This is a genomic window from Kosakonia quasisacchari (genome assembly GCF_004331415.1).
Classification (GTDB): Bacteria; Pseudomonadota; Gammaproteobacteria; order Enterobacterales; family Enterobacteriaceae; genus Kosakonia; species Kosakonia quasisacchari.
In genome coordinates, this window is record NZ_SJOP01000020.1 from 60,618 (window position 1) to 75,218 (window position 14,601).

At 49.5% G+C, this 14,601-nt stretch carries 14 protein-coding genes; 6 read left to right on the top strand and 8 right to left on the bottom strand.

Features of this window, described 5'->3' with window-relative positions:
• Positions 1–30: 30 nt before the first annotated feature.
• Positions 31–546, bottom strand: coding sequence for a methylated-DNA--[protein]-cysteine S-methyltransferase (gene ogt / locus E0L21_RS19315; RefSeq protein ID WP_131412325.1), 516 nt, complete (start codon positions 544–546; stop codon positions 31–33).
• 521 nt (positions 547–1,067) lie between these two features.
• Here ogt and smrA point away from each other — a divergent pair.
• The gene (gene smrA / locus E0L21_RS19320; RefSeq protein ID WP_131412327.1) at positions 1,068–1,631 is read left to right on the top strand and encodes a DNA endonuclease SmrA; all 564 of its coding nucleotides are present in this window, start codon (positions 1,068–1,070) and stop codon (positions 1,629–1,631) included.
• 77 nt (positions 1,632–1,708) lie between these two features.
• On the opposite strand, the gene E0L21_RS19325 is transcribed toward smrA, so the two are convergent.
• The 5 genes from E0L21_RS19325 to E0L21_RS19345 all read right to left on the bottom strand — a co-directional run bounded on the left by E0L21_RS19325 (position 1,709) and on the right by E0L21_RS19345 (position 5,924).
• Complete coding sequence (locus E0L21_RS19325) at positions 1,709–1,912, bottom strand: hypothetical protein (protein WP_235855258.1); 204 nt, start codon at positions 1,910–1,912, stop codon at positions 1,709–1,711.
• A gap of 10 nt (positions 1,913–1,922) precedes the next feature.
• Positions 1,923–2,993, bottom strand: coding sequence for a butyrate kinase (gene buk / locus E0L21_RS19330; RefSeq protein WP_131412329.1), 1,071 nt, complete (start codon positions 2,991–2,993; stop codon positions 1,923–1,925).
• A gap of 2 nt (positions 2,994–2,995) precedes the next feature.
• A complete protein-coding gene (locus E0L21_RS19335) occupies positions 2,996–3,886 on the bottom strand; it encodes a phosphate acyltransferase (protein WP_131412331.1) in 891 nt (296 codons plus the stop codon).
• Positions 3,887–3,958: 72 nt separating this feature from the next.
• Positions 3,959–4,696: an acetoacetyl-CoA reductase gene (gene phbB, locus E0L21_RS19340; protein WP_131412333.1), complete on the bottom strand. Its 738-nt coding sequence runs from the start codon at positions 4,694–4,696 to the stop codon at positions 3,959–3,961.
• 40 nt (positions 4,697–4,736) lie between these two features.
• On the bottom strand, positions 4,737–5,924 hold the full coding sequence (locus tag E0L21_RS19345) for an acetyl-CoA C-acetyltransferase (protein ID WP_131412335.1): 1,188 nt from the start codon (positions 5,922–5,924) through the stop codon (positions 4,737–4,739).
• Between the two features lie 455 nt (positions 5,925–6,379).
• On the opposite strand from E0L21_RS19345, the gene E0L21_RS19350 reads away from it, so the two are divergent.
• Positions 6,380–6,892: a MaoC family dehydratase gene (locus E0L21_RS19350; RefSeq protein WP_235855259.1), complete on the top strand. Its 513-nt coding sequence runs from the start codon at positions 6,380–6,382 to the stop codon at positions 6,890–6,892.
• Positions 6,892–8,085, top strand: coding sequence for an enoyl-ACP reductase FabV (gene fabV / locus E0L21_RS19355; RefSeq protein ID WP_131412337.1), 1,194 nt, complete (start codon positions 6,892–6,894; stop codon positions 8,083–8,085). Before E0L21_RS19350 ends, fabV begins: the two co-directional genes overlap by 1 nt.
• An 83-nt stretch (positions 8,086–8,168) precedes the next feature.
• Here the strand turns inward: fabV and umuC are convergent, their stop codons facing one another.
• Together umuC and umuD are read right to left on the bottom strand one after the other, a co-directional pair.
• Positions 8,169–9,431 (bottom strand): translesion error-prone DNA polymerase V subunit UmuC, encoded by a 1,263-nt coding sequence (gene umuC, locus E0L21_RS19360; protein WP_131412339.1) that lies wholly within the window; start codon positions 9,429–9,431, stop codon positions 8,169–8,171.
• Positions 9,415–9,849, bottom strand: a complete 435-nt coding sequence (gene umuD, locus E0L21_RS19365) for a translesion error-prone DNA polymerase V autoproteolytic subunit (RefSeq protein WP_131412341.1) — start codon at positions 9,847–9,849, stop codon at positions 9,415–9,417. The genes umuC and umuD overlap by 17 nt, the downstream gene beginning before the upstream one ends.
• 370 nt (positions 9,850–10,219) lie before the next feature.
• On the opposite strand from umuD, the gene E0L21_RS19370 reads away from it, so the two are divergent.
• The 3 genes from E0L21_RS19370 to E0L21_RS19380 all read left to right on the top strand — a co-directional run bounded on the left by E0L21_RS19370 (position 10,220) and on the right by E0L21_RS19380 (position 14,456).
• On the top strand, positions 10,220–11,122 hold the full coding sequence (locus E0L21_RS19370; RefSeq protein WP_131412343.1) for a hypothetical protein: 903 nt from the start codon (positions 10,220–10,222) through the stop codon (positions 11,120–11,122).
• 63 nt (positions 11,123–11,185) lie between these two features.
• A complete protein-coding gene (locus E0L21_RS19375; protein WP_017456654.1) occupies positions 11,186–11,455 on the top strand; it encodes a hypothetical protein in 270 nt (89 codons plus the stop codon).
• A 118-nt stretch (positions 11,456–11,573) separates the two neighbouring features.
• Positions 11,574–14,456 (top strand): RHS repeat domain-containing protein, encoded by a 2,883-nt coding sequence (locus E0L21_RS19380; RefSeq protein WP_131412345.1) that lies wholly within the window; start codon positions 11,574–11,576, stop codon positions 14,454–14,456.
• Positions 14,457–14,601: the final 145 nt, after the last annotated feature.

Below are 14,601 nucleotides of genomic sequence, written 5' to 3' on the forward strand. Positions count from 1 at the left end.
GGGAAAAGAACGCTAAATATGCGTTTTTTCTCACAATAGAAGATACCCTTCATGGCGTAGCAACCACTCTTTTCGCTGCACGCCGCCCGCATATCCCGTCATCGTGCCGTTACTGCCGATAACACGATGGCAAGGCACGACAATACTCACCGGATTGGAACCATTCGCTGCGCCAACAGCGCGCGCTGCACCTGTGCGTCCCAGTTTTCCCGCCAACTGACCATAGTGCATCACCTGACCACAGGGAATGGTGCGTAGCGCTTGCCATACTTCACGCTGAAAAGGCGTGCCGCCAGTTGCCGTCGGCAGTGTTTCAATCACGGCCAGATCGCCGTCAAAATAATCCTGCAATTTTTGGCTTAATCCGCCCGGATTATGCGCCGCCACTCGCTGGTAACCCTCCCGGCGATAGTGGATATTCAGTAATTCAACCATCCGATCGCTGTGTTCTTCCCATTCAACCGCGCGAAGTTGGAATTGTTCGTCACACAGTATCCACAGCGGGCCAAGCGGCGTGGAAATATTATCTTCAAGCAAAGTCAGCATCTGGCATCCTTTCAGTGGGCAACGGCGTCAATTTATCAAACGTACAGCGATGCCGCTATACCCCAAAAGGGCCTATATTCTGAGCAAAGAAATAAGCTGGTGAAATAATAGCCAGCGAAGTATGCATTATTTAATAGATGATATATTGCACTTGTTTCGCGAATAAAAAAATAGAGCCTGCCGACATCCGTCAGGCTCTACAGTACACACAGCAGCGCATCCGTTCGTTATTTTATGCATTTTCATCCTTGCGCGGTAAATATAGTTATAGCGTTCCTGCATAATATTTCCAGTAAGAATTGGTGATTGATTTCACGATATTTTAACTGAAACTCAGAATATTAATTTTTCTTAAGCTTAGATTTTCATAACATTACTAAGAGTGATGTTATTGGAATATCGTCCAGGAGAACCGACCGTTATTCCTTTTTCATGTGCAAAAGCCAATTTGGCACCCATCATTGTGAGCTCAGGCCCTGCCAGCTATAGTACGGGGGCAGAAGTAGCTGGAGGATTGCCCTATGAACCCTGACGACAAATCGCTTTTCCTTGACGCCATGGAAGATGTCCAACCCCTGAAGCGCAGTGCCGATGTGCACTGGCAACCGAGCCACAATTCACGCACGTTACAACGCGTCGACATGCTGCAACTCGACAACTTTCTGACCACCGGGTTTCTGGATATTGTTCCGCTTGGTTCACCACTGGAGTTCAAACGAGAAGGCCTGCAACAAGGGGTGCTTGATAAATTACGCCAGGGGAAATACGGCCAACAGGCAAGCCTGAACTTACTGCGCCTGCCGGTAGAGCAGTGCCGACAAAGGGTGTTCCGTTTTATCTATCATGCGCGCCAGGATGGGCTACGCAATGTGCTTATCATTCATGGTAAAGCGCGTGAAGACGGTTCGCATGCGAATATCATTCGGAGTTATCTGGCGCGCTGGTTGCCTGAATTTGATGAGGTTCAGGCGTTTTGTACCGCGTTGCCGCACCATGGCGGAAGTGGTGCTTGCTATGTCGCGCTTCGCAAGTCTGAGCAGGCGAAGCAGGATAACTGGGAACGGCATGCAAAACGCAGCCGTTGAAGAACGCAGTGGTGACTGGAAATTAGCTTGTGAATGGTAAATAAAAGGCGGGAACCGGTCAGGTTCCCGTTATTTTTTTAATCCGCATATTCGGCCGCAATAAGGATTTCATTTTGCCGGGTACCCAGCGCGCTTGAAAGATGTTCTGTCTCCGTACTATTCAGCTCAATTGAAATATCATCCCGCCCATCGTTGAAATTGCTGTTCAGGCATACACTGCCATTAGGTTTTGTCACGGTGATTTGATTTGGAAACAATGCAATATTCTTTTTACCCATCATTTATACCTCTTCAGTATTCAACTAACTCTCTTTGACCTTCCATCGCTGCCAGCACCCCATCGGCCAGCGCGAACATTTCATCCTCACCAGGATAAACGACGATTTCAGGTGTAATAAAACTGATGCGCTGACGAATGAGTTCGACAATTCTTCTGTTATAGGCAATGCCGCCGGTAATGATGATGGCATCGACCCATCCCTCCAGTACGGCGGCGCACGAGGCGATCTCTTTGGCTATTTGATAGGCCATCGCTTCCAGAATGTCCCGCGCCTTTTTATTCCCATCCATAATCTGTTGTTCAACGTCGCGGATATCCTTGGTGCCGAGATAACCATAGACGCCGCCTTCGCCAATCAACTTTTTCTTCAATTGCGCATATGTGTACTGCCCTGAAAAGCACAGTTTTAATAATTCATAGCTGGGCAGGCGGCCTGCGCGTTCTGGCGAGAATGGCCCATCGCCGCCCATGGCTGAATTCACATCCACAATACGGCCATTGCGGTGAGCACCCACGCTGATACCGCCACCTAAATGAGCAACGATCAATTTAAGCGTGGAATAGGGGCGGTTTGTTTCCGTGGCATAACGATGCGCGACTGCCTTTTGATTCAGCGCGTGAAAAGCGCCAACGCGTGAAATATCCGGTATTCCGGATATTTTTGCTATCGGGTCATATTCGTCGACGACGACAGGATCAACGGTATAAGCCATCTCTTCTTTATTTACCACCCGCGCGAGTTCCCAGGCCAATATGGCTCCCAGATTAGAAGCATGTTCACCGTTCAGACCGACACTGGCATCGTGAATATAATCATCATTTATACGATAAACGCCGCTTTGCAAATGACGAACCAGACCACCGCGGCCGATAAATATATCAATGTCATTTAAGCGAAAACCATGCTCCTGCAATACGTCGAGAATAATCTGTTTGCGAAAGGCTTTTTGATCCAGAATCGTGGAAAAAGCCGCCATCTCTTTTTCATTATGATTAAATGGGCGGTAAATAAGTTGCGTGCGGTTGTTATATACCGCAATTTTCGTAGACGTTGAGCCTGGATTTATCACCAAAATATACATAGTCAGTCCTTGCATTGAGATATCGCACAAGCAATAGCAAAATATTTTGTTTTAGCGGTGTCTGATCGCGAGGTAAATACCACTGGTTTTGCTGTTCCCGTCAGTGTGCTTGCGCTCAATGCTCCGCCAAGCTGCATCACCGTTTTATAAAAGACATTGGCGCTGTTGATATCCGGAAGGATGGCCAGGTCAATATCGCCGCCAACCTGGGAATGCAACCCTTTATGTCGACAGGATGCTTTATTAAAAGCCAAATCGATGGACAGCGGACCTTCAACAATACAGTTATCGTAAGTGATGCCGCTCAGCGCCGCGGCATCCACGGTAGCGGCGATTGCTGGCGTAAGATGCTCAACTGCGGCAATCAGCGCGACTTTGGGCACTGCGATCCCAACCTGATGCAGGACATTAACCGACTGAGCAATCATCGTGGCTTTATCTTGCTGGTCAGGTGTAATGGTAATACCGGCATCAGTTATCGCAAACAGCTTGTGATAATGCGGGCTTTCGATAAAGGCTAATTGCGTGACAAGCCGTGATGCCGCAATGCCAGTCTCTTTATTTAAAATCGCTCGCAGATAAATGGCGCTATCGACCAGTCCTTTCATTAAAATATGCGCTTGCCCGGATTTGACGACTCGCACCGCCTCTTTGCAGGCTTCAGTTTTATCTGGAATATCTATTATTTCGATATGGCTGATATCAAATTTCAGATTTTCGGCGAGCGAGGTTATTTTATTCCGGCAACCAATCAGAATAGCCTCTGCCAGTCCATCATTTCTAATCCATTTAATGGCTTCAAGTGCATGAGAATCTTCTGCTGCGGCAACGGCAACTATTTTCGGCTTTTTCCTGCGCGCGAGCTCAACAAACGAACTTAATTTTTCTAGCATGATAAAAGATCCTGAGTCCCTGATATGGCCTCACCAGACGTATCGCCGGTGAGGCCCGTAATTAACATATCCTTAATACATATGCTGGCCACCATTGATGGCGATATTGGAGCCGGTAATAAACCCGGCCTTATCACTCGACAGATACATGACCAGTTCGGCGATTTCATCGGCTTCGCCGAGGCGACCAACGGGGATTTGCGCCACAATAGTTTTCAGCACATCGATGGGGATGGCCTGCATCATTTCGGTGTTGATGTAGCCGGGGGAGATGGTATTAACAGTAATATTTTTACGTGCTACCTCCTGCGCCAGCGCTTTTGTGAAACCATGCACACCCGCTTTGGCGGCCGAATAATTAGCCTGGCCAAACTGTCCTTTCTGGCCATTTATCGACGATATATTAATGATGCGCCCGCGCTGGTTTGCCAGCATGTTATCCAGAACGGGTTTGGTCATATTGAACATGCTGTTCAGGTTGACTTGAATAACCGCATCCCATTGTGATTTATCCATTTTTTTTAAGGTGGCATCGCGAGTAATACCCGCGTTATTCACCAGAACGTCAATATGGCCATATTGCTTCAGCAGCGTGCCTACTGCGTCCTGACACTGTGCGTAATCGCTGACGTCGCATCGAATAGCATCGGCTTTGGCAAACCCTGCTGCTTGCTGGATTTCAACCCACTCTTTCAGGCGATCCGCATCCGTATCAATCGCGATAACCTGGTAATTCTCCAGCAGAAAGTGAAGACTTATTTTTCCACCAATACCGCGGATCCCACCGGTCACAAGCGCAACTTTACCCATCATCATTTCCTCACGTTAAATAACATTTTTAATAGCGGCGTTATTCCATTTCGACGGTGACGGCGATACCCATGCCACCGCCGATGCACAGCGTTGCCAGACCTTTTTTGCTTTTTCTGCGCTGCATTTCATGGAGCAAAGAGACGAAAATTCGCGTGCCTGATGCACCGATAGGGTGGCCGAGCGCAATCGCGCCGCCATTGACATTCACTCTGGAGAGATCCCAACCCATTTCCCGGTTGACGGCGATGGCCTGAGCGGCAAAGGCTTCATTAGCTTCGATAAGATCCAGCTCATCAACCTGCCAGTTCGACCTGGCGAGCGCATGACGAGACGCTGTGATGGGGCCGGTTCCCATTATTTCTGGCAAGACGCCTGAAGTACTGAACGCCACGATCCTGGCCAGCGGAGCGATCCCCAACTCACGCGCTTTTTTCGCCGTAGCCAGGAGCACCATTGCCGCACCATCGTTAACGCCTGAGGCATTGCCGGCGGTGACGGTGCCGTCGGCTTTAAAGGCTGGCCGGAGTTTGGCTAAGCCTTCACGCGATGTTTGCGGACGGGGAAATTCATCGGTATCAAACAGGACGGGCTCTTTACGAGGTCGGGTGATGTCAACCGGAACAATTTCGCTGGCGAAACGGTGCGTTTCTAACGTGATCGCCGCTTTGTGTTGTGACGCAAGGGCGAAAGCATCCTGTTCTTCACGTGTGATCGCATATTTTTCGGCCACATTCTCGGCAGTGATGCCCATGTGATAATCATGAAAAGCATCCCAGAGGCCATCCTTCACCATGCTGTCCAGCATTGGCCAGTTACCCATTTTCATGCCGCTGCGTGAATGGGGTAAAACATGCGGTGCCTGGCTCATACTTTCTTGCCCTCCGGCAATAATTAATTCGGCATCACCACATTTCAGCGCCTGCCATGCCAGTTGCAGCGCCTTTAACCCCGAACCACACACTTTATTAATTGTCAGCGCCGGAACATCGGTTGGAATCCCTGCCTGAATTAATGTTTGGCGCGCCGGATTTTGTCCACTTCCTGCGGTAAGAACCTGGCCGATAATAACTTCATCGATCTCTTTTGCTGCAATTCCCATTTTTTCCAGAAGCGCTTTAATCACCGTGGCGCCTAATTGAGGCGCGCTAATTTCTGCAAGCGATCCATTAAGCACGCCGATGGCAGTTCTTGCACAATCAAGAACGACAATATCCGTGTCCTTCATTTGTATTACCTTTTGATTTAAATGATTCAACTATTAATGCCCAGAGAACTTTCTGCAGTATTGATATGCGTCAATACTTAAAAGTTGTTAAAGATGGCTTTAGAATTACAACGCTTCTTATTTTTTCGTAATTAACCTTATTTTCTGACTTTGTCTGTTTGTTTTTTCATTCATCATTGCTCAATTGGTAATGATCTTTTTCTTAACTTTTAATAAGGATTGCATGTAGATCTTTCTTGACGGTGTGGGAAGCATCTTATTGATAACACAATTTTTTCTCTACTAACCGCCATGAGGCCGGCTCCGCATTGCGATTTTGTCTTAAGTAAAAAAAACTAATTTAAGAATTTATTTATAAATGCGCTGTATCTGAAAAAATAAATATAAAGTTACTCATTATAGCTAATGAGAACTCGATGGGGGTTGACGGGATTGGGAAAAGCAGGTGTATATGGATGCAATTAGTTGTTTCTCTAAATGCTTCCGTTAAACGCTTTCAAAATATATCTGAAAAGGACGTGTGCTTTATGGTTAATTCAATCCACAATTTGCATATTGGTCAGTGTGCAGAGTTTAAAAAAACATTGACGGATAATGACGTCGCAGATTTTGCATTGGCATCAGGCGATACCAACCCCGTTCATCTGGATGAGAGTGCCGGGCGGGAAAGTATATTCGGGCAACGCGTGGTTCATGGTATTTTGGTAAGTGGACTTATCTCTGCGGTCATTGCTAATAAATTACCCGGCAACGGTTCTATTTATCTCGGACAAGACCTCAAATTTATTAAGCCAACATTTATTGGCGATACGATTACGGCGACGGCGGAAGTTATCGCGATTAATTGTGAAAAAAACCGGGTGCGGCTCAAAACCACGTGCACCAATCAGCATGGGGATCAGGTTATTGTCGGTGAAGCCGTCGTTTTGCCGCCGCTGGAAAAAGCGCTGGCTGAGGAGGTGAACTGATGGAGCTTATTATTCAAGGCAATGTGGCTAAGAACTGCCATCCTGAAGGTTTACGCCTGGGCATTGATAAACAAATTAACTATGTTGAATCGCATGGGGAAATCTATGGTCCGCGCAAGGTGTTGGTGATTGGTGCCTCTTCCGGATATGGGCTGGCCTCACGCATCGCGGTGGCCTTTGGTGGCGATGCCGATACGATTGGCGTTTCATTTGAAAAAAGTCCGGGTGAAAAAGGTATGGGCAGCGCCGGATGGTATAACAATATTTTTTTTCGTCGCCGGGCACATGAGAAAGGGCTTATCGCGAAAAATTTTATCGCGGATGCTTTTTCCGATACGACGCGCAACGACGTGATTGCGTACATCAAGCAGGAGTTTGGCGGCAGCATTGATCTGCTTGTCTATTCGGTTGCCTCTGGCGTGCGTATTTGCCCGGATGGCACGCGCTATACCTCAACGCTTGGCGTGCGCGGGCAAGCTTTTTCCGGCCCGGGTTTTGACCTGGAAACCCGCAAGATGGTGAACCAGACGCTGGAACCGGTGACCGAACGACAACTTGCCGATACGGTAAAAGTCATGGGCGGGGAAGACTGGCAACGCTGGATTGATATGTTATCGGCTGCTGGTGTGCTGGCTGAGGGGTTCAAAACGGTGGCGTACTCTTATACTGGCCCGAAATCAACGTGGCCGCTCTATAAAGAGGGCGCGTTAGGCGCGGCGAAAGCCCATCTGCACGCAACAGCCGATCATCTTGACGCACAGCTCCAGCGCATTAATGGTCATGCCTATGCGGTGGTCTGCAAAGCGCTGGTGACCAAAGCCAGCGCGTTTATCCCTATGTTTCCGTTATATATTACGTTGTTGTACAAGGTAATGAAGCAGAAGCGGTTGCATGAAACCTGCATTGAGCAGATGCACAGACTGATGCTGAACCACCTTTACCCGCCAATGGGCAACGTCATCACGGATGACGAGCGGCGGATCCGCCTTGATGATTTCGAGCTGCGCCCCGATGTCCAGCAAGCAGTGGAGTTGCTAAGAAAACGGGTCACCACCGAAAACTTTAAAACCATTGGCGACTTCGCCGGGTATCTCACCGAATTTTACGCGCTGAATGGTTTCTCAATGCCGGACGTGGACTACTCCTCTGAGCTGGATCTGCGTCAACTGGTAAAAGAGTACAGCCATGCATAAGCATGTCTGATATGACAAATGCGCCAGTCCATCGGCGCATTTGTTGATGAAAATCGCGGTCGACTATGGCTTCTGTACGATCTTTATTTCACGACAGGCAGGTCGGAATAGCGTGTTGTATAGGCGGGGGAAAGCATTTCGCGTTTCATCGCCCAGTTTTTTTCAATTCCTTGTCCTGCAAACCAGACGCTTCCTTTTCCTGAGGTATTTAAACGATCAATGGTTTCCATCAGCAGCGCGCTGTTCGCGTGGGGGCGGTTTTCATCAAATAGATTGAGCTGGGCAACGCCGCTGCTGAAAAAATCTGAAAGCATCACCCCAGCCTTCATATAGCGATGTCCCTCCCGCCATATCTGCTCCAGCGAGCTTGTCGCTGCACGTATAATGTCGCGCGTATCATTGGTCGGCGTCATCAACGTCACGGATGCCTGGTTTCCGTAGTAAATACGATTATCCGCATGTGGGCTGGTACGAATAAAGACGCTGATGAATCGGCAGAATTGATGTTCAGCGCGTAACTTCTCTGCCGCGCGTTCAGCATAGGCGCATATTGCCTGATGCATATCTGAATACTGAGTAATTCGCTTGCCAAAAGAGCGGCTACAAATAATTTGCTGCTTGGTTGGTGGAAACTCATCAAATGCCAGGCATGATTCGCCGCGCAGTTCCCGCACGGTACGTTCCAACACAACATTGAAGTGTTTACGAATAACCCAGGTTGAGCTGTCGGCAAGTTGCAGCGCGTTTTCAATGCCCATTAACGCCAGCTTTTTACTAATGCGGCGTCCTACGCCCCAGACCTCATGTATCGGCACGTGAAACAGTAACTTACGTTGCCTCTCTCTGGAGGACATATCCACAACACCACCGGCGCTGGCCCATCTTTTGGCGGCGTAATTGGCCACCTTGGCGAGGGTTTTCGTTGGTGCAATACCAACGCCCGTTGTCAGCCCGGTATTTTTCAAAATCTGATTACGGATCTGGTGGCCGAATGCCTCAAGTGAAATACAGTTTGATACGCCAGACAGATCGATAAAAGCCTCATCAATGGAATAAAGCTCGACGGAAGGGGTTATTTCAGAGAGCGTCGACATAACCCGATTGCTGAGGTCGGCATACAGCGCATAATTTGAGCTAAACACCGTTACGCGCTGACGATGAAGCTCATCTTTGATTTTGAAGTAAGGCGCAGCCATGTCTATGCCCAAATTCTTTGCTTCACGCGATCGCGAAATAATGCATCCATCATTGTTGGATACAACAACGACAGGTTTCCCCTGAAGATCCGGGCGAAACAGCGTCTCACAGGAGGCGTAGAAGTTATTCACATCAACAAGCGCGAACATGTCGGTTTGATTTCAACGTAAATGTCACGACGCCGAAGATCTGCAACTCTTCCTCAGCCTGGAAAACAATCGGCGCATACTGAACATTATGCGGAATGAGCTGGAGAACAGGGCGGGTCCGTAACTCCTTCACTGTGAATTCCCCGGCAACCGCCGCAACAACGATGTCACCGTGCCCGGCGGTCAATGAGCGATCGACCACCAGCAAATCACCATCGCTAATCCCTGCACCGATCATCGAATCCCCGCTGACCCTGACAAAGTAAGTCGCGCTGGGGTGTTTTACGACCAGTTTGTTTAAATCAAGCCGCTCCTCGACATAATCCTGCGCCGGGCTTGGGAACCCACAGGGAACGCGCTCCGCAAAGAGCGGAAGGGGAATGAGGTGATCACTCTCGGTCGATGGGATGAACTGCATGATGATGAACTCGGTTAACTGTATTTATATACAGTATTGCTAAATTCAGTCACTGATCAAGAGGCGCTGCGGGCCACATTCAGGAAATCTTTGAAGTAGCAAAGAATTTAGCTAAAAAGTCTCGCCAAAAGCTGGTACCTGAAAGCGGGTGAAAATAGACTGTTCTCCGTAGGGAAAATCTCATTTATGCCTGATGCAAGCACATTGGAGCCGTTCTCTTACCGCGAGCCACTGCGTGTCGGTTTGTGAGTGCAAGCGAATAATCGGGTCTTTGCGCATATAAGTGCCGCAAACATTTAAACGTGAACGCCTGGCGATGCGAGATACAGGCGCAACCCAAACAGATAATAAATACACACAGGAATGAGTCATGATCAAAAAAATAACCTACGCATCGGCCATGCTGCTTGCGGCCTGCACCAGCTTTAACGCGAGTGCAGCACCTAAAACCGCAGCAAATAAATGTCCGGCAGCGATGGACGTGGATAGTGTTGAAATTCGCGATAGTCAGCAGCTTATGATCCTGACGAAAACGGCATTAGAAAACTATGAAATGGCGGTAGCCAAAGACGCTAAGTGCGTATCAATTTATCGTGATACATATCGGGCTAAATATCTCCCTGAACTCAAGAAACTGGATGCCAGTACGTCGGAACCTGTCGTCAAATTAAAAAGCGCGCCATTGCTGGCTGCTTTTGAAAATGTTATGCAGCCTGGCGTAGATATAAAGGAAACGGATAGCAGGGTTAATGCCTACTATGAGCTCGCAAATGCCTACCTTGAGACAGCGATGCCGGGTAAATGGAAAGTATCAGAAGATAGCGACGAAATGCGGGGCGAAAAAACGTATCTGTATACGCTGGAGTCTGAGGATGTCGCAAAGCTTTCGTCTCCCTATAAACAAGCAAAGGCGACGATTCTGGTGATGCAGAAGGAGAAAGCAGGCGTGATTAGCGACCCGAAAATTATGTATTACGTTTCAGAGGGTCAATTAACTCTCCCTGTAGAAGGCGGTGAAATCGCGGCGAAATATGACGACGATGGAATCAGTCGCTATGACGGTACGATATGCAGTGATGACAATCGTGCTTTCTGCCCTGATCTGACTATTTACCAGCTGTTTGCTTATCTGGATGTGCGCAGTAGCCACAAGGCTATCATTGAGTTGCCGTTCTATATTGATGGCCCTTATCAATATCATTTTAAAACCACTGGCTTAATAACCCGGCGAACAACACCGGATTACTTGCTGCCAAAAAATACAGGGAAATAGCACAGCATCATAAGTTCGGTCATGTGGGGGTTACTATTTTTCGCGTATTGAGGAGATACTTAGATGTTAAATATTGCCAGAAGTACCGGTAATACCACTACCGGTGTGCATATGCTACAACGCTTTAAAAATGGTTACCGCATTCGTTGCAATCGCGAGACGTTAAGGCGATTCACTTCCATCGATGTTAAGCCGGAATATCAGCATCTGTTTGGCGCAGATGGCGAGGGTATATACCATTCGGCCACCTTTCCAACTATTGCTGAAGGCGCGCAAGCCCTGTGCAGCTTCATCCAGACGGTTTGCGGCCTGGAGTGTCACTGGAAACCGTAACGGTTTTGAGGATTAGCTGTTTGTCTTATAGCCAGCCCTGAAAGTACCCACTCCAGTGCAAGTCTCCTATGATCTCTGTGTAGCCTGACGGGCTGCACACCATCCCCAGGAGACTCCTATGAGCACATCTTTATTCAGCAAAACCCCGACGGCCACGGTTCTCGACAACCGTGGCCTGACCGTGCGTGAATTCTCGTATCATCGCCATCCCGACTCGCCGGACACTACCCGTGAGCGTATTACCCACCACCAGTACAATGTCCGTGGTTTCCTGCTGCAGAGCGCTGACCCGCGCCTGCACGATACTGGCCTTGCAAACTTCAGCTACCTGACTGGCCTGACCGGAAACGTCCTGCGTGTACAGGGCGTTGATAACGGAACGTCCGTGGCGCTGAACGATGCTGCGGGTCGACCGTTTATGACAGTCAGCAATATTGACACCGCTGACGATGGTACAGAGAACAGAAACCAGGCCGTAACCCGCACCTGGCAGTACGAGGACGCTTCGTTGCCTGGCCGCCCGATAAGTATCACCGAGCAGGTCAACAGCGAAGCTGCCCGCATTGCAGAGCGCTTTGTCTATGCCGGTAACAGCGATGCAGAGAAGGCGCAGAACCTTGCCGGACTGCGTGTTAGCTATTACGACACCGCAGGTCTGATACAGCAGGACAGCGTTGCTCTGACGGGCGTGCTTCTCTCTGTTACCCGCCGTCTGCTGAAAGATGCGGACGACCCGAACACGGAGGTCAACTGGCAAGGGCAGGATGCTTCCGCATGGAACGACTTGCTGGAGGCGGAAACCTATATCACTCTGACAACCTCCGATGCCACCGGGGCAGTTTTGTCGACCACCGACGCAGCGGGTCACCAGCAACGTATGGCGTACGATGTGGCTGGAATGATGTCCTGCAGTTGGCTGACAGTGAAAGGCGGCACAGAGCAAATTATCGTGAAGTCTCTGACGTACTCCGCGGCGGGTCAAAAGTGGCGTGAGGAACATGGTAACGGCGTGGTGACGACATACCTTTATGAACCGGAGACACAGCGCCTGGCTGGAATAAAAACGGCGCGCCCGGAGGGACACGTTTCCGGTGCGAAAGTGTTGCAGGATCTGCGTTATGAATATGATCCCGTGGGCAACGTGCTCAGCATCAGCAACGATGCGGAAGAGACCCGTTTCTGGCGCAATCAGAAAGTCGTGCCTGAAAATACCTACAGCTACGATAGCCTGTATCAGCTGATTAGCGCCACCGGACGCGAGATGGCAAATGCCGATCAGCAGGGCAGCAACTTACCGTCCTTCATTGTTCCCCTTCCGACAGACAGCTCAGCATATACCCGTTTTATCCGTACCTATCGCTATGATAATGGCGGTAATCTGACGCAAATACGCCACAGCGCACCCGCAACGAACCACAGTTACACAACCGATATTACCGTCAGCGATCGCAGTAACCGGGGAGTACTAAGCACCCTGACCACTACTCCGTCTGATGTGGATGCCTTGTTCACGGCTGGTGGACAACAAAAACAGCTGCTGGCGGGGCAGCCGCTGGTCTGGACGTCGCGTAACGAGTTGCAGAAGGTGAGCCCGGTGACGCGTGACGACAGCGCAGACGATCAGGAAAGCTACCGCTATGACGGCGGCAGCCAGCGGATCCTGAAAGTCGGCATACAGAAGACCAGCGGCAGTACGCAGATGCAGCGAGTGGTTTACCTGCCGGGGCTGGAGCTGCGAAGTACCACAAACGGCGATGCAGAAGAAAGCCTGCAGGTGATTATCGTCGGCGAAGCCGGACGGGCGCAGGTGCGTGTGCTGCACTGGGAGAGCGGCAAACCCGCAGACATCGCGAACGACCAGACACGCTACAGCTACGATAACCTGGTCGGCAGCAGCCAGCTTGAGCTGAGCGGAGAGGGCGAAATCATCAGCATGGAAGAGTTCTATCCGTACGGTGGAACGGCTCTCCTGACGGCGCGCAGCCAGGCCGAAGTAAATTACAAAACCATTAGGTACTCCGGCAAAGAGCGTGACGCAACCGGGCTGTATTACTATGGGTTCCGCTACTACCAGCCGTGGGCGGGGCGGTGGCTATCCAGTGACCGGGCAGGAACGCTTGATGGGCTAAATCTCTACAGAATGGTCAGGAATAATCCTGTAACACTGAGTGATAAAGACGGATTAATGCCGACGAAAGCGCTGGATGGCGAAGAGCAAGGATCCAGCCCGTCAGCGTCCATGTCTGGCGATACGGGGATAAAGAACAGTAAAAGAAACGACAGACGACGCAGAGTATTTAGCCCTGAAGAAATGAGCCAGGCGCTGGAAGCACTGCGCTTAAATCCCTCTGAGAAGAGTGAACCCACACCGCTCATCGCTTCTCCGGTGGAAGAGAGCGCTGCGGATATTTCGGCAATTTCGACGAGTGAAGCGCTGACTCAGGCAGATGACGTAACGGAAAGTAGCCTGACAGCAATGGCCAGCAATACCCGCCGTAAAAGAGTGCGTAGAGTCTTTACCGAAGAGCAAAAAAAGGAAGCAATAGAAAAAATTAAACATAGCGATTTTAAAGAACCTGCTGACGTCGCCCAGGAGGCGCATATAAAAAGTGCGGCGGCACTTCATTCCGTGTCGGACAATATGCTCAACGCTGTTGATGAGGCCGCCGATATCGCGCCGAAGAAACCAGAGATGATTCTATTGGAGGGGATAGAAATGCCATTAGCCAGTGCCGAGGCAATGGCGACGAATTTTTTAAAAAATACGGTAAAAAGAAAAGTGAAAAATGATAAAGGATGGAATCTCAAACTTTCCCTTGAAAATATAGGCAGAGCCGCGCTGGTGGGGCATGAAAACGATGTGAGAGGTTTTATTGACTTCTCACAGGAAATTGCCAAAAAAATTAATGCCAGCACGATCTCAGAGCGTGAATTTATTGATGAGGTAAAACTTTATATGCAGCGATATAAAGCGCCAATCAGTTCGCAATTATTACATTAAATAGGGGGATAGCAGATTGTCATCGCGCCTGAGTTGGGGGCTGTTCGGCGAATCCGTTTTTACGCCTGGGCGTGAGTCAGGGTGCCTGTTTTTCTCTCTTCCACGGTTAGGTTTTTCGTGTTTTATCCCTCAGCCAGTCGCTTTC

What these genes read in the sequence shown, in the direction of transcription:
- ogt (WP_131412325.1), bottom strand. Translation starts at nt 546, where the DNA reads ATGCTGACTTTGCTTGAAGATAATATTTCCACGCCGCTTGGCCCGCTG.
- smrA (WP_131412327.1), top strand. Translation starts at nt 1,068, where the DNA reads ATGAACCCTGACGACAAATCGCTTTTCCTTGACGCCATGGAAGATGTC.
- E0L21_RS19325 (WP_235855258.1), bottom strand. Translation starts at nt 1,912, where the DNA reads ATGATGGGTAAAAAGAATATTGCATTGTTTCCAAATCAAATCACCGTG.
- buk (WP_131412329.1), bottom strand. Translation starts at nt 2,993, where the DNA reads ATGTATATTTTGGTGATAAATCCAGGCTCAACGTCTACGAAAATTGCG.
- E0L21_RS19335 (WP_131412331.1), bottom strand. Translation starts at nt 3,886, where the DNA reads ATGCTAGAAAAATTAAGTTCGTTTGTTGAGCTCGCGCGCAGGAAAAAG.
- phbB (WP_131412333.1), bottom strand. Translation starts at nt 4,696, where the DNA reads ATGGGTAAAGTTGCGCTTGTGACCGGTGGGATCCGCGGTATTGGTGGA.
- E0L21_RS19345 (WP_131412335.1), bottom strand. Translation starts at nt 5,924, where the DNA reads ATGAAGGACACGGATATTGTCGTTCTTGATTGTGCAAGAACTGCCATC.
- E0L21_RS19350 (WP_235855259.1), top strand. Translation starts at nt 6,380, where the DNA reads ATGCAATTAGTTGTTTCTCTAAATGCTTCCGTTAAACGCTTTCAAAAT.
- fabV (WP_131412337.1), top strand. Translation starts at nt 6,892, where the DNA reads ATGGAGCTTATTATTCAAGGCAATGTGGCTAAGAACTGCCATCCTGAA.
- umuC (WP_131412339.1), bottom strand. Translation starts at nt 9,431, where the DNA reads ATGTTCGCGCTTGTTGATGTGAATAACTTCTACGCCTCCTGTGAGACG.
- umuD (WP_131412341.1), bottom strand. Translation starts at nt 9,849, where the DNA reads ATGCAGTTCATCCCATCGACCGAGAGTGATCACCTCATTCCCCTTCCG.
- E0L21_RS19370 (WP_131412343.1), top strand. Translation starts at nt 10,220, where the DNA reads ATGATCAAAAAAATAACCTACGCATCGGCCATGCTGCTTGCGGCCTGC.
- E0L21_RS19375 (WP_017456654.1), top strand. Translation starts at nt 11,186, where the DNA reads ATGTTAAATATTGCCAGAAGTACCGGTAATACCACTACCGGTGTGCAT.
- E0L21_RS19380 (WP_131412345.1), top strand. Translation starts at nt 11,574, where the DNA reads ATGAGCACATCTTTATTCAGCAAAACCCCGACGGCCACGGTTCTCGAC.